A 20059-nucleotide genomic window follows, 5' to 3' on the forward strand; every position below is an offset into this window, starting at 1 on the left:
ACATCCGCTCGCTCAACGCCATCACCCCACCCGACGCCGCCTTCGACGCCGCCTTCTCCTCCGAGAGCTGACCTCTCTCCCCAGCTCTCGCGAGGCCGGGAGTGTCCCGCGGCAGGGACACGACCTGAGGCCGGGCGCTCCGTCAGGGGCGCCCGGCCCTCCGGCCTGCCCTCACCCCCACGCCGCGACCACGTCGTCGGCGCCCCACGCCAGGCCGACGCCCTCTACCGAAGGATGGATCCCGGACAGCGACACCACCGCGAGGCCGCACGCCTCCGCGTCGAAGCCCGGCACCTGTACGGCGTCGCGGCGCAGCGCGGCCAGGTCGTGACCGTCGAACGGCGTGCCGAGCCACTTGATCGAGCCCGCGAACAGCACCCGTCGTGCCACCGGTGCCCGGTCCGCGCCGACCAGGTCCACCTCGGGGGAGAACCGGCGGTTCCACCATCCGCCGACGGTTTCCGCGTCCGGCCAGGGCAGTTCTCCCGCCGCGGCGGCCATGCCCAGCGCCTCTCTGACGACCGGTTCGACGGCTCGTCCACGCAGGCTCGCCCATCGTCGCCGTACGAGCCGGAACGCGAGATCGGGCCGCCCCCGATGCGCGTGTTCCGCCGCGGCGCGCAGGACGCCCAGGTACATCCGCAGGTTGTGATCGCGGATGCGGTACAGCGCCGGTTTGCCCGGCTGGACGGACAGCGGCTCGTCCATCGCCAGCACGCGCTTCTCGCCGGTGAGCCTGCGCAGGAGAGGGGAGAGTGATCCGGACTGCAGCGGCCCCTCGCGCCCGCCCGCCGTCGCGGCGATGGCGGCGTGCGTCCTGTCGCCGCTGCCGACCGCTTCCAGCACCCGGCGGGCCTGGTCGGGCGAGGGAAACTCCGCGAGAAGGACGGACTCGGGCACGCCGAACAGGGCCGACGCCGGGTCCTCGCACTCCTGCCGGATGAACTCCAGCGGAGGAGTGCCGTGCGGCCAGGCGCGCAGGATCCCGGGCAGCCCTCCGCTGGCGAGGTACGCGTCGATCGCGTCACCTCCGGTCAGGCCCAGCGCCCCGGCGGTCTCCGCGGGATCGAGCGGGTCGAGCGCCATGGTGTCAGCACGCCCGTAGAACGGCCGGTCGTAGGCGGTCAGCCGCTCCATCATGTGCAGGTCACTCCCGAGCAGGAGCAGGAGAACGGGCTTGGCCGACAGGAGCCTGTCCCAGGCCGTTTGCAGCGCGCCGTCGAACAGGTCGTCCTGTTCCGCCAGCCAGGGCATCTCGTCGACGACGACGATCGAGGGGGTCGGCGGGACCGCCGCGTGCAGCACGCGGAACGCCTCCGGCCAGCTTCCGCTGGTGATGTGGACGACCTGCTCGGGATCGGCGGGCAGGCACGACTCCTTGAGTTCGGCGCAGAAGGCCTCGACCGCCTCGACCGGCGACATCCCCTTGGTCGCGGTGAAGAACAGGTACGGCACACCGGCCCTGTCGCAGAACTCCTGCACCAGCCGGGACTTGCCGACCTGGCGGCGTCCCCTGACGGCCATGGCGGAGCCGGTACCCGTCCGGCTGACCCGGTCGAGGCGCTTGGTCAGGGCAGCCAGCTCTCGCCGCCTGCCGATGAAAGGAACCGCGCTCACCCTGCCCCTTATGTAGATGACATCTACGTAGATGCAATCTACACACTCGCCGGGGACAGAGGCGCGCGGGCCGACGTCGAGAGTCGCCGCCGCGTTGCCGGCTATTCGTCGGGGTCGGCGATCTCCGCTACGCGTGCGCCGTCAAGCTCCAGGTCCGACCAGCGGCCGGCATCCAGCGTGAGGATGTCCGCGCTCTCCCGCCGTGCCAGCATCACCGTGTGCGCGTCCTCCCACAGTCGCTTGTGACTCAGCCGCGCAGCGGCCTGGCCGAGTTCGAGCGCATCGTCAAAGCCGCCCAGCGGCGCGTAGACCCCGTGCTCCAATCGGGCGATGCCTCGCACCGCCGGTAGGAACCCCGTCTCGTCGCCGCCACCCATCTCCGCGGCTACCGCGGCCACCACCAGCGCGGGCACCATCAACTGCAGCCCGCGCTCGTCAAGCTCGAACAGCATGGTGATCAGCGGGAGATCTCCCCGTGCGACCTCCGAAACCACGGTGGTGTCCAGGACGTACCCTCGCGTACTCACGGGCCGGTCCGCAGGTCGGCCTGCTCACGCTGCGCCAGCAGGTGCTCGGTCATCCGCCGCACCTTCGCCACTGCGTCAGGGTCGGATCGGACGGTCTTCACCGCGGCGCGCACCGTCGCGTCGGCCTCGCGGTCGGCCTCGGCTTGGCGCGCCAGGGCGGCGTTCACCACGGCCGACACCGATCGGGCTCGACCGGCTGCCACCTCGGCGTTGGCGTACTCAAGCAGATGCTCCTCGATTGTGACGCTGACCGCCTTCGTCGTCATACGATAATCATACGATGACGTCGTCGGCGGGAAAGGCGAACACCGGAAGTGCCTGCGTGACGGGCAATCCACAGGTCCGTCGGGGCACCACAGGTCCGCCCGGGGCGCTACAGGTCCGCCCGGGGCACTACACGGTGCGGCGGGGTGGGAGCAGGGCGTTGACGCGGTCGGAGCCGGGCCAGACGTAGGGGAGGTCGTCGGGGTCTCCGGGGAACTTCGGGCCGTAGAACTCCGGATCCTTGCGCAGCAGGGCCGAGCGGTGGCTGAGGTGGAGGGCGGGGTCCCCGAGCCAGGGCGGCAGTTCGTCCGCCTCCGCGAGGGCCGCCTGGGTGCGGGGCGTCGCGATGCCCCGGCAGTCGAGCAGTTCCCTGGTCATCGTCCCGGCGCAGGTGTCGGCGCGGCCCAGGTCGCACCAGGCCGCCACGATCTCCAGGCCGTAGCGGACCAGCGCCTCCTCGTACCCGGCCCACATGTGCGCCACCGGGTGGTGCCGCCAGCCGTACCCGGGAACGGTGAGCGTGCGCAGGATCTGCAGGGCCTCGACCCGCTGCTTGCCCAGGCGGAGCGGGTCGAGGACGCGGGCGGTGGCCGCGAAGTCGGGGTACGGCAGGAACGTCTGCATGTCGCCGCTCGGGTTACCCCGCCCGCCGGAGATATCCCCCGCGCCGGGGAGATCTCCGGCAGGCCGTGGCGTCAGTCGAACAGCACGATCTGCCGGAGCACCTCGCCGCCGCGCAGGGCGTCGACGGCGTCGTTCAGGTCGCCGATCCTGATGCGGGAGCTGATCATGCTGTCCAGGTCGAGCTTGCCGGCCTTGTAGAGGTTGACGAAACGCGGGAAGTCCCTGCGGACGTCGGCGTCGCCGTACAGCGAGCTGAGGATGTTCTTGCCCTCGAACAGCAGGTTGAAGGCGGTCAGCGGCACCTGGTCGTCCATGGCGCCCGCGCCGACGATAATGACGTCGCCGCCGCGCCGGGTGGCCTGCCACGCCGTCATGATCGCGGCCGACTTGCCGACCACCTCGAAGCCGTGGTCGAAGCCCTGGCCGCCGGTCAGCGTGCCGATCGCGTCCATGAGCTGGTCGGGGGTGCAGGCGTGGGTGGCGCCGACCTTCTTCGCGAGCGCGTGCTTGGACTCCAGCGGGTCGATCGCGAGGATCGTGGTCGCGCCGGAGATGCGGGCGCCCTGGATCACCGACAGGCCGACGCCGCCGCAGCCGACGACCGCGACGGTCGCGCCGGGGCGCACCTTCGCGGTGTTGAGCACCGCGCCGACGCCCGTCGTGATGCCGCAGCCGATCAGCGCCGCCGCCTCGTACGGCACGTCGGAGTCGACCTTGATCGCCCCCTGCCACGGCACGATGATCTCCTCGGCCCAGGTGCCGCACCCGGCCATGCCGAACGCCGGGGTCGCGCCGTCGAACAGGAACCGCGGCTCGGTGAAGCTCTTCATCATGTACGTCATGCAGAGGTTCGGCTGGCCGCCCACGCAGCTCGGGCAGTCGCCGCAGGCGGGCGTCCAGTTGATGATGACGTGGTCGCCCGGCTGCACGGTGGTCACGCCGTCGCCCACCTCGACGACCTCGCCCGCGCCCTCGTGACCGGGGATGATCGGGAGCGGCATGGGGAGCACGCCGGTGAGCACCGAGAGGTCGGAGTGGCAGACGCCGGTGGCCTTCACCCGCACCCGGACGTCACCCGGGCCCACCGGCGTCAGCGTGAAGTCGTCTCTGATGTCGAGCTTTTCGTCGCCGACCGCGTGGAGAAGCGCGCCGCGCATGGGGACCTCCTGGCCTTTCAGGGTTGGGTGCCGCGCGTCACTCGTCCTCGAGCGACAGCGCGGCCTTGGGGCAGGACCGGACCGCGTGGCGGACCCGGTCGAGCAGTTCGGCGGGCGGCTCGGGCATCAGCACGTGGAGGTTGTCCTCGTCGTCGACCTCGAAGACCTCGGGCGCCAGGCCCATGCAGACGGCGTTGGCCTCACACACGTCGTAGTCGACCTTGATCTTCATGGCGCGTCCTCCTCCTGTGCGTCACGTCGCGCTGGAGTTCACGTTAGGGCCTGTCCCTTGGATCTTTCGCCTACTGCGGTCGGCCAGGCGGCGCCTCGCTGCGTTGTCGTCGTCGCCCATAGCTCCGCTATGGCCTCCTCCTCCGCCTTGCGACGCATCCACCTGGCCGATCCTCGCTACGGCGAGATCCGCGGGACAGACCCATCGCCGCCGAGCTTGCGGTGATCCCAGGAGACGACGCGGGCCGGCTCGACCAGGTAGGCCACGCGCTTGCGTGCCGTGTGCTCGACGTACGCCCGCGCCTCGGGGCCGTCGACGGGCACGCCGGTCATCCGCCGGGTGACGTCCAGGCCGACCTCCAGGACGGCCGCCGGGTCGTCGATCAGCCGCGCCTTGCCGTAGACGAGCACGCCGCGCAACTGCGCGTACTCGTCCCCGGTCTCGATCAGGCAGCTCACCCGCGGATCGCGCTCGATGTTGCGGGCCTTCTGCGACTTGGCGTACGTCCAGAACGTGACGCGGCCGTCGTCGAGTCCGTAGAACATCGTGACCAGGTGAGGCGTGCCGTCGGGATTGATCGTGCCGAGCTGGAGCTTGCGGGCGTCCTGCAGGAGCCCGGCGATCTCTTCCTCGCTCATCGCGATGCGGGCGCGCTGGTTCACGAAGCAAAGTAGAACACGTTCCATCCGGGCGGACAAGGGGCAGTCCCGAACATCGTTCGGCTTGTTGGGTAGGGTGCCCGGCATGGCGACCCCGATGCCCGACGACCTGCGCCGCGCCGCCGAGGAGGCGCGCGGTTTCATGCCGCCCGCCGAGGGCGAGGCCCTGTACGAGACCGCCTGCGCGTACGGCTCCCGCGGGCCCATCTGCGAGATCGGTACCTACTGCGGCAAGTCGGCCGTCTACCTGGGCGCCGGGGCGCGGCGGGCGGGCACGGTGGTCTTCACAGTGGACCACCATCGAGGCTCCGAGGAGATCCAGCCGGGCTGGCCGCACCACGACCCCGAACTCGTGGACCCGAAGACCGGGCGGATGGACTCGCTGCCGTTCTTCCGCGACACGATCGCCGCCGCCGGCCTGGAGGACGAGGTGATCGCGATCGTGGGCCCGTCGGCCACGGTCGCCCGCCACTGGTCCACTCCGCTGGCCGTGCTGTTCATCGATGGCGGCCACTCGGAGGAGCCGGTGACGGCCGACTACGAGGGATGGGCGCCGCACGTCATGCGGGGCGGCGCGCTGGTCTTCCACGACATCTATCCCGATCCGGCCGACGGCGGGCAGGCGCCGTACCGGGTCTACCTGCGTGCGCTGGAGTCGGGCGCCTTCCGCGAGGTGCGGGTCGTCGGGTCACTGCGCGTACTGGAACGCGTCTGACGGCGCGTCTTGTCAGGCGCGGGCGCGCTCGCAGCCGCACTCGCCGGTGATGCGGGCCTCCCGGCCGCCGGCGTCGCGGAAGATCCCCGAGCCGGGGGTGGCGCGGGCGAGGGCGTCCGCGGCGAGCACGACCGCGGCGGCCGTGTATCCCGACCGCTCGTTGGGGAAGTGCCGCTCGTTCACGAACTGCCAGCCGGTCCAGTAGGAGCCGTCCTCGTGACGCAGGTGCTGCATGTCGGCGAACACCGCCAGTGCGCGCTCCCGCAGCCCGGCGGCGTCGAGCGCGAGCACCAGTTCGCACGACTCCGCGCCGGTCACCCAGGGCTGGTCGGAGACGCAGCGCGCGCCGAGGCCGGGCACGACGAAGGTGTCCCACTCCAGGTCGAACCGCCGCGCCGCCGCCGTCCCGCGTACGGCGCCGCCGAGCACGGGGTAGTACCAGTCCATCGAGAACCGGCTCTTGTCGGCGAACGCCTCCGGGTGGTCGGCGATCACGTGGCCGAGCTGGTCGGCGGCGAGCTCCCAGTCGGGCTGCGGGTCGCCCAGCCGCTCGGCGAGCAGCGCCCCGCACCGCAGGCCCTGGTGGATCGACGAGCACCCGGTGAGCAGGGCGTACTCCGCCGGACGTCCCTCGGCGTCGCGCTGCCACAGGATCTCGCCGCGCGCGGTCTGCAGGCCGATGACGAAGTCGAGGGCCCGCGCCACCACCGGCCACATCGACCGGGCGAAGTCCTCGTCCCCGGTCACCAGCAGGTCGTGCCAGACCCCCACGGCGATGTACGCCGCGTGGTTGGACTCCCCGGCCGCCTCGGCGGGCTCGCCGTCGCGGACCTTCATCGGCCAGGAGCCGTCCGGGCGCTGGTGCCGTACGAGCCAGTCGTAGCCCTTGCGGGCCTCCTCGCGCAGCCCGGCCACGGTCAGCGCCATCAGGCACTCGATGTGGTTCCAGGCGTCGATGTGGCCTTCGGGCCAGGGCACGCCGCCCTGGTCGTCCTGGACGGCGGCGATGCTCTCGGCCGTACGGACGACCTGCTCTGCGGTGATGATCCCCGGTACGTCCGGCACCCGCCTCATGCCGGTTTCCGGACATAGACCACGACGCTCTTGCCGATGAGGGGGTTGAGCACGGCCTCGGCCAGCCGGGTGGCGAGGGGGCGCTTCATGATGTCCCAGACGAGAAGCTCGTGGTAGGCCTTGGCCAGCGGGTGCTGGTCGTCGTTCACCCCGACCGCGCACTTGATCCACCAGTACGGCGAGTGCAGGCCGTGGGCGTGGTGGTGGCCGCCGACCTCCAGTCCGGACGCCTTCAGCTTCGCCTGGAGCTCCGCCAACGTATAAATCCGGATATGTCCGCCGGGGGCGGTGTGGTAGTCCTCCGACAGGGCCCAGCAGATCCGCTCGGGCAGGAAGCTCGGCACCGTGATCGCGGCCCGGCCGCCCGGCTTCAGCACGCGTACGATCTCGCGCATCGCGGCCATGTCGTCCGGGATGTGCTCCAGCACCTCGGCGGCGATGACGCGGTCGAACGACGCGTCGGGGAACGGCATGTCGAGGGCGTCGCCGACGACGGCGTCCCCGGTCGCGCCCGCCGGCACCTCGCCCTCCTTGTCCATTGCCGCGAACATGGCCGCCACGTTCTCCATCTCGGCGGCGTCCATGTCGAAGGCGACCACGTCGGCGCCCCGGCGCAGCACCTCGAAGGCGTGCCGGCCACCACCGGCCCCGAGGTCGAGGACGCGGTCGCCCGGTCCGACGGGCAGCCGGTTGAAGTCGACGGTCAGCACTCGGTGCCTGCCTTTCGTGGGTTCTGGGGAGTCACCGGTTCTGGGGTCACCGGTTCTGGGGAGTCACCGGGAGACGCTCATCGGGAGACGCTCATCGGGAGACGCGGCGCGCGGCGATGGCCTCGTGGTAGGCCTCGACCGTGCGGCGGGCGACGACCGGCCACGCGTACCGCTCCATCACGCGGTCGTAGCCGCGCCGGCCGAACTCCGCGCGCTCCTCGGGGGAGTCGAGCAGGCGGCGCAGCACGGCGGCCAGCTCCTCGGGGTCGCCCGGTGTGACCTGCACGGCCGCGTCGCCGACCACCTCGGGCAGGGCACCCGTACGCGAGGCGACCAGCGGCGTGCCGCACGCCATGTGCTCGACGGCCGGCAGCGAGAACCCCTCGTACAGCGAGGGGACCACCGCGACCTCGGAGGTGGCGATCAGCTCCGCCAGCTCCTCGTCGGGGATGCCGTGCACGAACCGTACGCGGTCGTGCAGCGACAGCTCGTTGACGAGCTGTTCCGTGGGTCCTCCGGGAGTGGGCCTGCTCACCACGGTGAGGTTGACCTCGCGCTCGGTGGCGAGCTTGGCGACCGCCCGCAGCAGGGTCGCCACGCCCTTCATGGGCGAGTCGGCGCTGGCCACGGCCACGATCGAGTTCTCCCGCTTCGGCAGTTCCGGCCGGGGGTGGAAGAACCGCGTGTCCACACCGAGCGGGATCAGCCGCATGTTGGACTGCGGCACGTTGAAGTCGCGGTGGATGTCGGCGAGCGACGACTCGCTGACGGTCAGGATCGGGCTCAGCCGGGGCGCCACGATGCTCTGCATGCGCACGAAGCCGTACCAGCGGCGCATCGACAGCCGCTTCCAGCCCTTGGCGGCCTTCAGCTCGATCCGCCGGTCCACGCTGATCGGATGGTGGATTGTGCCGACCACGGGGAACAGCCGCTGGATGCCGAGCAGGCCGTAGCCCAGCGTCTGGTTGTCCTGGACGACGTCGAAGTCGCCGCGCCGCCTCTTCAGCTCCCGGTAGGCGCGCAGGCTGAACGTCAGCGGCTCGGGGAAGCCGGCCGTCCACATCGTGGCGACCTCGAGCGCGTCGATCCAGTCGCGATACTCGTCGCGCTTCGGTGTGCGGAACGGGTCCTCGTCGCGGTAGAGGTCCAGGCTCGGCACCTTGTTGAGGATCACGCCCTCGTCCAGCTCCGGGTAGGGCTGGCCGGAGAAGACCTCGACGTGGTGGCCCAGAGCGACGAGCTCGCGGCTTATGTGGCGCAGGTACACCCCCTGGCCGCCGCAGGTGGGCTTGCTGCGGTAGGACAGCAGCGCGACTCGCAGCCTCTCCGCCAAGAGGCACCCCTTTCCAGCCGGTTTCCAGCCGTGCCCCCGTGGGGCTGCTGCCAGGAACACTACCATTTGACCTTAGATGGGGTAGGTGAGGTGGAAAGGGTCCTCGCTCGACTCTCACCCTGCCGACCTGGGGTGTTAGCTTACCCGAACGAGATTCGGTGCAACACGTTCTAGCGCGTAGATGTAGGCACGGCCGGGCAGGGCGGTACATTCGCCTCTCATAGGCCAAGTTGGGCGCTACGAGGAGGATCCGTTGGCCAGGCGTGCGCTGATCACCGGCATCACCGGTCAGGACGGCTCCTATCTCGCAGAACACCTGCTGAGCGAGGGATACGAGGTCTGGGGCCTGGTCCGCGGGCAGGCCAACCCCCGCGTCCCGCGCGTGCGCCGGCTCCTGCAGGACGTACGGCTGGTCCGCGGCGACCTGCTCGACCAGGGGTCGCTGATCTCGGCGGTGGAGAAGGTGCAGCCGGACGAGGTCTACAACCTGGGGGCCATCTCGTTCGTGCCCATGTCGTGGGAGCAGGCCGAGCTGACCGCCGAGGTGACCGGCATGGGCGTGCTCCGGGTGCTGGAGGCCATCCGCGTCTGCTCGGGGATCACCGCCTCGCGCGGCTCGTCGGCCGGGCAGATCCGCTTCTACCAGGCGTCGTCCTCGGAGATGTTCGGCCAGGTCAGGGAGACGCCGCAGACCGAGCGCACCCCCTTCCACCCCAGGTCGCCGTACGGCGTGGCCAAGGCGTACGGGCACTTCCTCACCCAGAACTACCGCGAGTCGTACGGCATGTTCGCGGTGTCGGGCATCCTGTTCAACCACGAGTCGCCCCGCAGGGGAGCCGAGTTCGTCACCCGCAAGGTCTCCCTCGGCGTCGCGCGGATCAAGCTCGGCATGGCCACGGAGCTGCGCCTGGGCAATCTGGAGGCGCGCCGCGACTGGGGGTTCGCCGGCGACTTCGTCCGGGCCATGCACATGATGCTGTCGGCCGCCGAGCCCGAGGACTACGTCATCGGCACCGGGCGCACGCACTCGGTGCGCGAGCTTGTCGAGGCGGCGTTCGCCGCCGCCGGCCTGGATTGGGAGCGGCACGTCGTCTGCGACGCGTCCCTGCACCGTCCGGCGGAGGTCGACCTGCTGTGCGCGGACCCGAAGAAGGCCCGCACCCAGCTCGGCTGGGAGCCGACGGTGTCGTTCGAGGAGCTCGTGGCGATGATGGTCGAGGCCGACCTGCGCCTGCTCGCCGACGGCGGCGATCCCGAGCAGGACTCCTCCTGGGCCTGACGTCCGGGACGGGGCTCACCGGTAGCCCGGCGGCGCCGCCGTCGTCGCGCTCCAGCCGGTCGTCCCAAGATTGACACAAAACCTACCAATTGTGCATGCTTTTCCGCATGTGGCAATCCAGGCCGGATGCCGTGTCTCCGGCGCGGCGCGGGCACGAGCAGGCCGTGCTCGGCCTGCTGCGCGCGCACGGCCCGCTCAACCGGGGCGAGCTCAGCCGGCGGTGCGGCCTGTCGCGCACGACCCTGCACGACACGCTCAGCGGGCTGCTGGCGACGGGCGCGGTGATCAGCGCGATGCCCGACGAGGCGCCGCGCGGCCGGGGCCGGCCCGCCGAGAAGCTGGCCCTCAATCCCACGGTCGGCCAGGCCATCGGCATCGACTTCGCCCGCCGCGCGGTGCACGTCGCGGCCGTCGGCGTGACGTACGAGATCGTGGGCTCGGCGGGGGAGGCGCACGCGCCCGGCCTGCCGTGGGCCGACCGGGTGGCGCTCGCCGAACGGCTCGTCCGCAGGCTCGTCGGCGGCGGGTCGTGGCAGAGGGTGCTCAAAGGCGTGGGCGTGGGCGTCGTGGGGCCGGTGGCCGGGGCGCGGACCGGGACACTCTCCGGCGTCGGGGCCCTGCTCGGGGAGCGCTTCGGCGGGCCGGTGCTGCTGGACAACAACACCAGGCTCGCGGCGCTCGCCGAGTCGACGTGGGGCGCGGCCACCGGCGACCAGGACGCGCTCTATCTGCGGCTCTCGTACGGCGTCGGCGGCGGGGTGGTGGCCGGAGGGGTGTTGCACCGCGGCGCCGACGGGGTGTCGGGGGAGATCGGGCACATTCCGGTGGACCCGGGGGGAAGGCCCTGCGAGTGCGGCGGCAGGGGGTGCCTGGAGACCGTCGCCTCGATCAGGGCGGTGCTCGACGCGTACCGCGCCAGGGGCGGGCGCGGCGACGACCTGCCCGCGCTGGCGGCGCCGTGGAGGCGGGAGACCCGATCGCGCTGGGCCTGCTGCGCGACGTGGGCACCGAGATCGGCCGGGTGCTCGCCGCGCTGTCCAACGCGATCGGGCCGAGGGTGATCGTCATCGGCGGCGAACTGGCCGAGATCGGCGCTCCGCTCCTTGGGCCCGTCCAGGAGGCCCTGGACGCGGGCGCGGTGCCGATCTCGCGTCACCGGCTGACCCTGCGCCGGGCGGCGCTCGGCGACGTCGCGGGCGCCCTCGGCGGCGTCGCCCTGGCGCTCGGGGAGTCACCGCTGCTGTCGCGCTACCCGGCCGCGGAGCCGGAGCCCGGCCCCGCCGATTCATCCGCCGGCAGGTACGGCGAGGCTGCGGCCCGGCCGCGCCTGGCCCTGACCCCGCTGTCCTGAGAGTCCTCAGCCGAGTGTGACGGGCAGCGTCTTGATGCCGTTGATGAAGTTGGACCGCAGCCGCGTGGCCTCGCCGCTGCGCCGGATGCCGGGCAGGCGCTGGGCCAGCACCTCGAACAGCACCCGAAGCTCCAGCTTGGCCAGGTGGTTGCCGAGGCAGAAGTGCGCCCCGCCGCCGCCGAAACCGATCTGAGGGTTGGGGTCGCGGCCGATGTCGAACTCGTCGGGCCGCTCGAAGACCTCCTCGTCCCGGTTGGCCGACGCGTAGAAGACCACCACCTTGTCGCCCTCGGCGATCTTCTGGCCGCGGATCTCGGTGTCCGCCGTGGCCGTACGCCGGAACAGGTTGACCGGGGACACCCAGCGGACGATCTCGTCGGCGGCCGTCCTGGCGAGGGAGGGGTCGTCCACCAGGCGCTTCCACTGGTCCGGGTGCTCGAAGAGGGTCAGCATGCCTCCGGACGCCGCGTTCCTGGTGGTCTCGTTGCCCGCCACGATCAGCAGCAGGACGAACAGGTCGAACTCGTCCTCGGTCAGCGTCTGCCCGTCCTCGTCGGGCTGCAGGAGCCTGGTGACGATGTCGTCGCGCGGGTCCTGCCTGCGGGCCGCGGCCAGCGTGTGGGCGTACGAGTAGACCTCGAAGGCGGCGGCCTGCCCCTCCTCCGGGCTGGTGGAGTAGTCGGGGTCGTCGCTGCCGATCATGCGGTTGGACCACTCGAAGATCTTGTCCCGGTCCTCGACCGGAGCGCCGAGCAGCTCGCAGATCACGTACAGCGGGAGCGGCGCGGCGATGTCCCGCACGAAGTCGACCTCGGGCTTGGCCTGGACCTCGTCCACCAGCGCGTGGCAGATGTCCCGGATGTGCTCCTCCAGCCGCCCGATCTGCCGGGGGGTGAAGCCGCGGTTGACCAGCGAGCGGCGCCGGGTGTGGTCGGGCGGGTCCTGGTTGAGCATCATCAGCCGCTGGAACTCGCGCTGCTCCTCGGGCATCTCGTCGAACAGCGCCAGTTTCCGGGCCGAGGAGAACAGGTCGGAGTGACGGGAGACGTGGACGACGTCCGCGTGCTTGGTGACCGCCCAGAACCCGGGCCAGTCGCCCTGTCCCTCGTGCCAGTAGACGGGCGCGTTGTCCCTGAGCCAGCGGAGCTGGTCGTGCGGCACCCCGCTGCGCGCGTAGCGGTCCTTGTCGACGAGGTTGATTTCCATGCATCCACCTAATCGGGTTTGGCTGCCCTTGATAAGAGGGACGATCGCCCTGTCGGCGCCCGCCGATAGTGTGATCAAGCGCTTGTTCGTGCTGATTCTGAAACGTGTTCTATTACGTGGGTGACGGCCCGTCAAGCGACCCGGAGGTGACGGATCGCTGCCGCCGCCTTGTCGGTGGGCTCTGGTACGACTGGGCACATGGGTGTGAGCGTCGAGGAGTTCCTGGCCATGCTGGACCGGTTGCCCGAGGTCAGCCAGGGTGAGGGCGGCGACTGGGTCTCGTTCAAGGTGCGCGGCAAGGGTTTCGGCTACCTGTGGGAGCGCACCGAGACGGTGGGCCTCAAGGCGACGATCGAGGAGCAGATCGCGCTGGTGGCCGAGCGGCCCGAGGTGTTCGAGCCACAGTTCACCGCCGGGCGTTTCGGCTGGGTCGTGGTCCATCTGGAGAAGATCGACCCGGACGAGCTGTTCGAGCTGGTCACCGAGGCGTGGTGCCTCACCGCGCCGAAGTCCCTCGTCGAGGCGCACGAATCCCGCTCCTAGCGCGCGGCGGGGTGCGGTCACAGCGCGCGGCGCAGCCACTCCTCCACGCCCGCGATGTGGACGGTGGCCCACGCCTGGGCGATCTCCGGCCGGCGCCCCGCGATGGCCTCGTAGATGGCGGTGTGCTGCGCCCGCGTCGTCTCGGCCGCGCCCTCCTGGGTGAGGCCGCGCCAGATGCGGGCCCGCGCGGTGGGGCCGGAGATGCTCTCGATCAGCGAGCTGAGCACGGGGTTGCCGGAGCCCAGGGCGATCCGCTGGTGGAATCGCAGGTCGTTGGCGACGAAGTCCTCCGTGCTCGGCTTCTCCGGGAACGCGTCCAGGATGTCGCGCAGTTCGGCGACGTCCTCGTCGGTCATCCGGGTCGCCGCCATGGCGGTGGCCGCGGGTTCGAGGATGCGCCGCACCTCGAAGAACTGCAGGACCGTGTCGTCCTGGTGGAAGTCGACCACGAACGACAGGGCGTCCAGCAGCAGGCGTGGATCCAGGCTGGTGACGTAGGTGCCGTCGCCCTGCCGCACGTCGAGCACGTTGATCAGGGCGAGCGCGCGGACGGCCTCCCGCAGCGAGTTGCGGGACAGCCCCAGCCGCTCGGCCAGGTCGGCCTCCCGGGGCAGCCGGTCGCCCGGACCCAGCTCGCCCGACAGGATCATGTCCTTGATACTGCTGATCGCCGCGTCGGTGACCGCCACGCCCCGTCTCCCTGCCGCGCGCCTTCGTCCGGGGGCCGCCCAGAGGCGTCCCCGGGGAATTGTACGGCCGGGCCCTATTCGTCCTGGCCGGGCCATTCCTTCTGGCCGGGCAGGGAGCCGATCCCGGCTTGGTGGTCCCCGAGCCGCTTGATGATCTCGGCCAGCTCCGCGCGGGTGTGGATGCCGAGCTTGCGGTAGATGCGGGCGAGGTGGGTGTCCACGGTCCGTTTGCTGATGGACAGCTCGGTCGCGACCTGGAGGTTGCTCATGCCGCGCAACACCAGTTCGGTGACCCGCATCTCCCCGGCCGTCAGGGGCGACGGGCCGTCGGCCTGCCCGCCGCGGGCTCGGCCGCCGGCCGTTGCGAGGTTGCGCTCGGCGAGCGCGGCGAGCCGTACGGCGCCGCAGCCGTCGGCCAGCGCGTATGCCTCGTTGAGCGTGTCGTGGGCGCGGCGCGCCTCCCCGGCGGCCTGCAGGGCGATGCCCAGGCGCAGCATCGCTCGGATGCGCTCCATGGCTCCGCCCGGCCCGTCGAGCACTGTCATCGCCTCGGTGAGCAGGTCGAGCCTTCGGCTGCCCTCGACGGTCGTGCTCGCGATGCTCAGCGCGCGGCCGATGCTGTCCGGGGCGCCCCAGGCCCTGGCCAGCTCCAGCTCCTCCTCCGCCAGGCGGCGGGCGGTCCCGTGCTGGCCGAGCCGCAGGTAGGCCAGCGCCGCCTGGCCCCGCCAGCCCGCACACGCCGGGTTGACGACCCCGGCCGACAGCAGCTGCCGTCCGGCCTCCAGCAGGGCGCGCAGCCCTTCGCGGACCTCGCCCCTGGCGATCGACACCCGGCCCCGGGCCTCCAGCAGGGTCCCCTGCAGGAGGGGGTGCACCGGTTCGCGCGCGGCGACCTCGTCGAACAGCGCGTGGGCGACGTCGAGTTCGTCGCGCTCGAGGAGCACGCGGGCCGCGCAGGACACGGCGGCGACGTGCAGCCCGGGGGCGTGCGACCCCCGCGCGAAGTGGATGGCCTCGCGGGCGTGCGCCAGTGACGCGCGCAGCTTCCCCTTGCGGTAGGCGACGTCCGACAGCAGCGTGCCGGCGAGGGCCTGACCGGTCATCGAGGCGTGCGCCCGCGCCTCGGCGGCCACCTGCTCCGACCAGTACGCCGCCTCGTCCACCCGGCCCGCCCACAGCAGCGCCATGACCAGCGTCGGCGGGATCGGCCCGCCTCCGTCGAGGCAGCGCCGGGCCAGGGTCAGCGTGCGGTGGAGGTGCCTGCCCCTGGCCGCGCCGGACAGCGCGGCGGTGGCGAGGTAGTCCCGCGCCCCCGCGCTCGTGGCGGCGCCGGGCTCGGCGTTGAGCTGCCGCATCGCCGCGCGTGAGCCGTACGACTGGCCGGTCAGCAGCGCCTGCGCGCTGAGCCGCAGCAGCACCTCACGGTCGGGGAGCCGGCCGGTCGGATCGTCGTCGAAGCCCCGGGCGATGTCGCAGAAGGCCGAGGCCGCTTCCGGGGAGTTGAGCGTGAGCAGGGCGGTGGCGAAGGGCGCCAGGGAGTCCGCCCGCTCCCCGGTGTCGCCGGCGAGGGCGGTCACCGTGCGGAAGTGCCGCAGACAGGCCGGGATGTCGAGGTGCACCTCGACGGCGCCCAGCTCGGCCGTCACCTGCAGGACGGCCTGGTCCTTGGCCGTGGCGAGCGCGCGGTGCAGATAGCGGGTCGCGTCCTCCCAGGCGTTCTCGGAGACCGCCTCCCGCGCGGCCTCGCGCAGCACGGAAACGGCCCACGGGTCGCCGGTGGGGCTCGCCGACAGGAGGTGCCGGGCCGACCGCTTGGGCGGCGAGCCGAGGCGGTGCAGCAGCGAGGCCGCCCGCCGGTGCAACTCGTCGCGCGCGCGGGGGTCCATGCGCGCGAGGATCGTCGACTGGACGAGGTCGTGCGTGAACCGCTGCGGCGGGCTGCCCTCCAGCAGGCCCGCCCCGGCGAGCGCGTGGCCCGCCTCCTCGGCCGCGACCGCGCCGTACCCGGCCAGCATCGCCGCCGTCTCCAGCCCGGCGTACGGCGCGATGATGGCCAGGCTCTGCAGGAGGGCGAGAAGGGACGGATACCTGCCGCCGAGCCATTCGAGGACGGTCTCCGACAGGGCCGTCGCGCCGATCCGCATCACGCGGGGCAGCTCGGACCTGTCCGGCAGGACGTCGGCGGCGGCCAGCCGTCCCGCCGTCTCCAGCAGGAGCAGCGGATTGCCCTTGGTCAGGCGGTGGCAGGCCGTCACGATCTCGTCGTCCACGGGAGCGCCCAGTGCCGACTCCATGAGCGTGGCGGCACATCTCCGGCACAGTGCCGAGGGCCGCAGCGACCGCGCGTACGGCAACGCCAGGATGTCCCAGACCGCGTCGCCGGCGCTGCGGTCCTCCACGTCGCAGGTCAGGATCATCGCGATGGGCAGGCCGTCGAGCCGCCTGGCGATGTAGGAGCACCACTGCGCCGACTGCGGGTCGGCGTGGTTGAGGTCGTCGACCGCGATGATCAGCGGCTGTCCCGCGGTCAGCGAGCGAGTGGCCCGGTAGAGGTCGTCGAGCAGTGCGGCGGGCACGACGGGGGCGCTCCCGTCGTACGGCACCGCCGCCAGTGCGGGCGTGCGCACACCTCCGTCGAGGACGGCGGCGGGGGCGCCGGGGTCGGCCCGTTTCGAGCCGCTCATCATCGGGTCGAACAACTGCCGGACGATGCCGAACGCGAAGGAGCGCTCGTCGGCGTGGCCCCGGGCGCTGAGCACGACACCGCCCGGCCTGCGCGCCAGCGCCGCGTGCAGCAGCCGTGTCTTCCCGATCCCTCGCGTGCCCTGAATCACCAGTACGGCCGGTTTCCCTTCGGCAAGCCCGGCCAGTACCTCGTCGACGACCCCTAGCTCCTTGTCCCGGTGCAGTAGTACCGGCCGCCCTGAGGCCATCCCTACCCCCGGAGCACATACTGATTTTTCTCGACATACGGATCATGCCGGACAGGGCCAGCTGGTTGTCAATACTTGAAATCGGTATGAGTAAACACAATATTGCTGACTCGTGAAAGCAACCTCTTGTCATGATTTCCTGTCCGCCGGATAGGGGAGGCCGCCCGTCCGAGCCGGAACCCCTGCGGCGTCGGCAATGCGGCCGGCCGAATCATCGCGGCAGGTCGGCGGCACAGACCCCGGGAGGCGGTCCGCATACGTATTCCGCCGCGCCGCCCGCGGTACGCATCACCGTACGCACAGGGCCGGGTCCCGCTTTGTGCGCGCCGGGTGTACGTATGCGTCGGCGCGATGACAAATACGTCTTTACTTTTTGCGGAATCCAATGGAATTCTCCGCTCATCGGCTAATCGCGCAGTGAATGGCGGGGGGCATGGAACGGCCACGGCTCAAGGCGCACTTCAGCACCGAAGTCCTCGACGACGCGAAAGTCTTCCTTCTGGCGGAAGGCCAGCACTATCTCGTACGCGGCGCGGGCTCGGGCCGCGTCCTTCCCTATCTCGACGGCCGGCACACCGTCATGGACATCGTCCAGGCCCTCGCCGGCGAACTGTCCCCGGCCCAGGCGGTGCTCGCCATCCGGCGCTATGAGGCCGCCGGTCACCTGGTCGAGGGCCGGCCGCCCCTGACCGACCCGGTGCTCGCCTTCTGGGACGCGCAGGGCGTCGACCCCGCGGCCGTCGTCACGGCCCTGGAGCGGACGTCCTTCCGGCTGTTCGCGGGCGCGGGCGTCGACCCCGGCCCGGTCGAGGCGCTGCTGCGCGAGCACGGGCTGCGCACGGATCCGGACGGCGACGGCACGGTCGTGGCGGTGGTCGACGACTACCTGGACCCGGGCCTGGAGGAGCTCAACGCCGAGTGCCTGGCGGCCGGGCGGCCCTGGGTGCTGGTCAGGCCGGCCGGCACCGTGGCCTGGCTGGGACCGCTGTTCCAGCCGGGCAGCACGGGCTGCTGGGCGTGCATGTCCCAGCGGATCGAGGGCAACCGGCAGGTCGAGCGCTACCTCGCGGGCAAGCGGGGGGACGGGCTGCCGCCGTATCACCCGGTGCGCGAGGCCCTCCAGGGCGGCGCCGCGGCGGTGGGCGGGCTGCTGGCGGCCGAGCTCGTACGAACCGCCGCCACGGGCCTGCCGTCGACCCTGCAGGGCAAGATGATCACCGTCGACCTGCGCACGCTCACCAGCGCCGAGCACCAGCTGATCCGGCTGCCGCAGTGTCCGGTGTGCGGCGACCCCTCGCTGATCCGCGAGCGCGAGCCGAAGGTCACGCTCGCCTCCCGGTCCGCCCGCCACGTGACCGACGGCGGCTACCGGGTCGAGCTGCCCTCGGCGACGTACGCCCGGCTGGAGCGGCACATCAGCCCCTACCTGGGCGCGGTCACCCGGCTGCGCCCGTGGGCCGACGAGGACAACGGCGTGACCTACAGCTTCACCGCGGGTCACAACTTCGCGATGCTCGGCGACAACATGGACCTGCTGCGCCGCAACCTGCGCGGGCAGAGCGGCGGCAAGGGCCGGACCGAGATCCAGGCCAAGGTCAGCGCCCTGTGCGAGGCGATCGAGCGCTACTCGGGCGTGTGGCGCGGCGAGGAGCCGGTGCTCAAGGCGGCCCACGCCGACCTCGAGGAGGGTCTCGCGGTCCACCCGAGTGACCTGCTGCTGTTCTCCGACAAGCAGTACGGCGACCGGGACGCCTGGAACAGCGACCCCTCGCACCGGCTGCACCTGGTGCCCGAGCGGTTCCGCACCGACCTGCCGCTGGACTGGTCGCGAGCCTGGTCGCTGACCGCCGACGAGGAGCGGCTGGTCCCCGCCGGCTACGCCTGGTATGGCCATCCCGACCTGGAACGCCACTTCTACTGCGTCGGCGACTCCAACGGCAGCGCCTCAGGCAACACGCTGGAGGAGGCGATCCTGCAGGGGTTCTGCGAGGTCGTGGAGCGGGACGCGGTCGCGCTGTGGTGGTACAACCGGGTCCGGCGGCCCGCCTTCGACCTCGACTCGCTCAAGGACCCGTACGTCGACACGTTGCGCGAGTTCTACGCCGACATGGGCCGCAGTCTGTGGCTGCTCGACCTGACGACCGACCTCGGCGTCCCGGCCTTCGCCGGCGTCTCCCACCGGCTCGACCACCCGGTGCAGGACGTCATCGTGGGTTTCGGCGCCCACCTCGATCCCCGGATCGCCGCGCTGCGGACGCTGACCGAGGTCAACCAGTTCCTCCCGTCCGTACGCCGCAGGGACGAGAACGGCGAGACGATCTACCACGACGACGACATCGCCACACTCCGCTGGTGGAAGGAGACCACCATCGAGAGCGACCCCTGGCTGCTGCCCGACCCCGCGCAGCGCCCCCGCACGCTCGCGGACTACCCGGTGTCCGAGGGCGCCGACCTCGCGGCCGACGTGGAGACCTGCGTCGCCCGGGCCGCCGCGTGCGGCCTGGAGGTGATCGCGGTCGACCAGACGCGGCCGGATCTGGAGCTCAACGTCGCCCGGGTGCTGGTCCCCGGCATGCGGCACTTCTGGCGCCGGCTCGGCCCGGGCCGCCTGTACGACGTCCCGGTGGCCCTCGGCTGGCGGACGGAACCGGCTCTGGAAGAGGAGCTCAACCCCACCAGCGTCTTCTTCTGACCCGATAGGGGGGAGCCCATGCACACCGTTCAGGTGCGGCTGCGCCGCGACGCCGGCCTGTCAGAACCGGAGGAGACGCCGGGGGCGGTCACCCTGGCCACGCCGTTCGGCCCCGCCGCGCTGCGGGACCTGCCTCCGGGCACGGTCGCCGCGCTGCGCGCGCTCGCCGGCGGCGCGAGCGAGGACGAGCTGGCCAGGACCGTCACCGAGCACGACGGCGACGGCGGGCTGTTGCGCTGGCACCTGCTGCTGCGCAAGCTGTCGGCCGGGGCGTTGCTGGAGCGGGCCGTCCTGGTGCCGTCCGGCGGAGAGACGGTGCCGTCCGGCGGAGAGACGGTGCCGTCCGGCGGAGAGGTGGTGCCTTCCGGGGGCGAGCCGGTGGCCGTGCTGCGCCCCTACGGCGGCGGCCCGGTGCGCCCGGCCGCGCCGCTCGCCGCGGACGCGCGCGTGCGCC

Annotated in this window: 20 protein-coding genes; 7 read left to right on the forward strand and 13 right to left on the reverse strand. The window is 71.8% G+C overall.

Features of this window, described 5'->3' with window-relative positions:
- Positions 1-171: 171 nt before the first annotated feature.
- The 7 genes from B1L11_RS40480 to B1L11_RS40510 all read right to left on the reverse strand — a co-directional run bounded on the left by B1L11_RS40480 (position 172) and on the right by B1L11_RS40510 (position 5083).
- Entirely contained in the window at positions 172-1617 is a 1446-nt protein-coding gene (locus tag B1L11_RS40480) for an ATP-binding protein (RefSeq protein ID WP_218671617.1), read from the reverse strand.
- Positions 1618-1718: 101 nt separating this feature from the next.
- Positions 1719-2069, reverse strand: a complete 351-nt coding sequence (locus B1L11_RS40485) for a hypothetical protein (RefSeq protein ID WP_143737898.1) — start codon at positions 2067-2069, stop codon at positions 1719-1721.
- A 71-nt stretch (positions 2070-2140) separates the two neighbouring features.
- Positions 2141-2410 carry a type II toxin-antitoxin system ParD family antitoxin gene (locus tag B1L11_RS40490; RefSeq protein ID WP_079320518.1) on the reverse strand — a complete coding sequence of 90 codons (270 nt, stop codon included), beginning with the start codon at positions 2408-2410 and terminating at the stop codon, positions 2141-2143.
- Between the two features lie 127 nt (positions 2411-2537).
- Positions 2538-3032: an MSMEG_6728 family protein gene (locus B1L11_RS40495; protein WP_079320519.1), complete on the reverse strand. Its 495-nt coding sequence runs from the start codon at positions 3030-3032 to the stop codon at positions 2538-2540.
- A gap of 71 nt (positions 3033-3103) precedes the next feature.
- Entirely contained in the window at positions 3104-4189 is a 1086-nt protein-coding gene (locus tag B1L11_RS40500) for an alcohol dehydrogenase catalytic domain-containing protein (protein WP_079320520.1), read from the reverse strand.
- A gap of 37 nt (positions 4190-4226) precedes the next feature.
- Positions 4227-4421: a ferredoxin gene (locus B1L11_RS40505; protein ID WP_030506197.1), complete on the reverse strand. Its 195-nt coding sequence runs from the start codon at positions 4419-4421 to the stop codon at positions 4227-4229.
- Between the two features lie 176 nt (positions 4422-4597).
- A complete protein-coding gene (locus tag B1L11_RS40510; RefSeq protein ID WP_079320521.1) occupies positions 4598-5083 on the reverse strand; it encodes a pyridoxamine 5'-phosphate oxidase family protein in 486 nt (161 codons plus the stop codon).
- 82 nt (positions 5084-5165) lie between these two features.
- Here B1L11_RS40510 and B1L11_RS40515 point away from each other — a divergent pair, with 82 nt between their 5' ends.
- Positions 5166-5795 carry a class I SAM-dependent methyltransferase gene (locus tag B1L11_RS40515; protein ID WP_256863303.1) on the forward strand — a complete coding sequence of 210 codons (630 nt, stop codon included), beginning with the start codon at positions 5166-5168 and terminating at the stop codon, positions 5793-5795.
- Positions 5796-5807: 12 nt separating this feature from the next.
- Here B1L11_RS40515 and B1L11_RS40520 read toward each other — a convergent pair whose 3' ends face one another.
- From B1L11_RS40520 to B1L11_RS40530, 3 genes are all read right to left on the reverse strand, one after another.
- Positions 5808-6869, reverse strand: coding sequence for a prenyltransferase (locus B1L11_RS40520; RefSeq protein ID WP_079320522.1), 1062 nt, complete (start codon positions 6867-6869; stop codon positions 5808-5810).
- Positions 6866-7579 carry a class I SAM-dependent methyltransferase gene (locus B1L11_RS40525; protein ID WP_079320523.1) on the reverse strand — a complete coding sequence of 238 codons (714 nt, stop codon included), beginning with the start codon at positions 7577-7579 and terminating at the stop codon, positions 6866-6868. Before B1L11_RS40525 ends, B1L11_RS40520 begins: the two co-directional genes overlap by 4 nt.
- 91 nt (positions 7580-7670) lie before the next feature.
- A complete protein-coding gene (locus B1L11_RS40530; RefSeq protein WP_239108122.1) occupies positions 7671-8912 on the reverse strand; it encodes a glycosyltransferase family 4 protein in 1242 nt (413 codons plus the stop codon).
- A 253-nt stretch (positions 8913-9165) separates the two neighbouring features.
- Here B1L11_RS40530 and B1L11_RS40535 point away from each other — a divergent pair, with 253 nt between their 5' ends.
- The 3 genes from B1L11_RS40535 to B1L11_RS49105 all read left to right on the forward strand — a co-directional run bounded on the left by B1L11_RS40535 (position 9166) and on the right by B1L11_RS49105 (position 11542).
- The gene (locus tag B1L11_RS40535) at positions 9166-10191 is read left to right on the forward strand and encodes a GDP-mannose 4,6-dehydratase (protein ID WP_079320525.1); all 1026 of its coding nucleotides are present in this window, start codon (positions 9166-9168) and stop codon (positions 10189-10191) included.
- A gap of 107 nt (positions 10192-10298) precedes the next feature.
- Positions 10299-11252, forward strand: a complete 954-nt coding sequence (locus B1L11_RS40540; protein WP_218671618.1) for an ROK family transcriptional regulator — start codon at positions 10299-10301, stop codon at positions 11250-11252.
- On the forward strand, positions 11192-11542 hold the full coding sequence (locus B1L11_RS49105) for an ROK family protein (RefSeq protein ID WP_256863304.1): 351 nt from the start codon (positions 11192-11194) through the stop codon (positions 11540-11542). Before B1L11_RS40540 ends, B1L11_RS49105 begins: the two co-directional genes overlap by 61 nt.
- A gap of 6 nt (positions 11543-11548) precedes the next feature.
- Here the strand turns inward: B1L11_RS49105 and B1L11_RS40545 are convergent, their stop codons facing one another.
- Positions 11549-12748, reverse strand: coding sequence for a cytochrome P450 (locus B1L11_RS40545; protein ID WP_079320526.1), 1200 nt, complete (start codon positions 12746-12748; stop codon positions 11549-11551).
- A 198-nt stretch (positions 12749-12946) separates the two neighbouring features.
- On the opposite strand from B1L11_RS40545, the gene B1L11_RS40550 reads away from it, so the two are divergent.
- Positions 12947-13291 (forward strand): MmcQ/YjbR family DNA-binding protein, encoded by a 345-nt coding sequence (locus tag B1L11_RS40550; RefSeq protein ID WP_079320527.1) that lies wholly within the window; start codon positions 12947-12949, stop codon positions 13289-13291.
- 17 nt (positions 13292-13308) lie between these two features.
- Here B1L11_RS40550 and B1L11_RS40555 read toward each other — a convergent pair whose 3' ends face one another.
- Together B1L11_RS40555 and B1L11_RS40560 are read right to left on the reverse strand one after the other, a co-directional pair.
- Positions 13309-13980 (reverse strand): FadR/GntR family transcriptional regulator, encoded by a 672-nt coding sequence (locus tag B1L11_RS40555; protein WP_079320528.1) that lies wholly within the window; start codon positions 13978-13980, stop codon positions 13309-13311.
- 74 nt (positions 13981-14054) lie between these two features.
- Positions 14055-16913: an AAA family ATPase gene (locus B1L11_RS40560; RefSeq protein WP_079320529.1), complete on the reverse strand. Its 2859-nt coding sequence runs from the start codon at positions 16911-16913 to the stop codon at positions 14055-14057.
- Positions 16914-17346: 433 nt separating this feature from the next.
- Between B1L11_RS40560 and B1L11_RS40565 the strand changes: the two genes are divergently transcribed.
- Together B1L11_RS40565 and B1L11_RS40570 are read left to right on the forward strand one after the other, a co-directional pair.
- Positions 17347-19605, forward strand: coding sequence for a TOMM precursor leader peptide-binding protein (locus B1L11_RS40565; RefSeq protein WP_143737899.1), 2259 nt, complete (start codon positions 17347-17349; stop codon positions 19603-19605).
- A gap of 18 nt (positions 19606-19623) precedes the next feature.
- Positions 19624-20059 (forward strand): hypothetical protein (locus tag B1L11_RS40570; protein ID WP_218671620.1); only part of this gene is annotated, 436 nt, incomplete at its 3' end.

This window comes from Microbispora sp. GKU 823, assembly GCF_002027145.1.
GTDB classification, from domain to species: Bacteria; Actinomycetota; Actinomycetes; order Streptosporangiales; family Streptosporangiaceae; genus Microbispora; species Microbispora siamensis.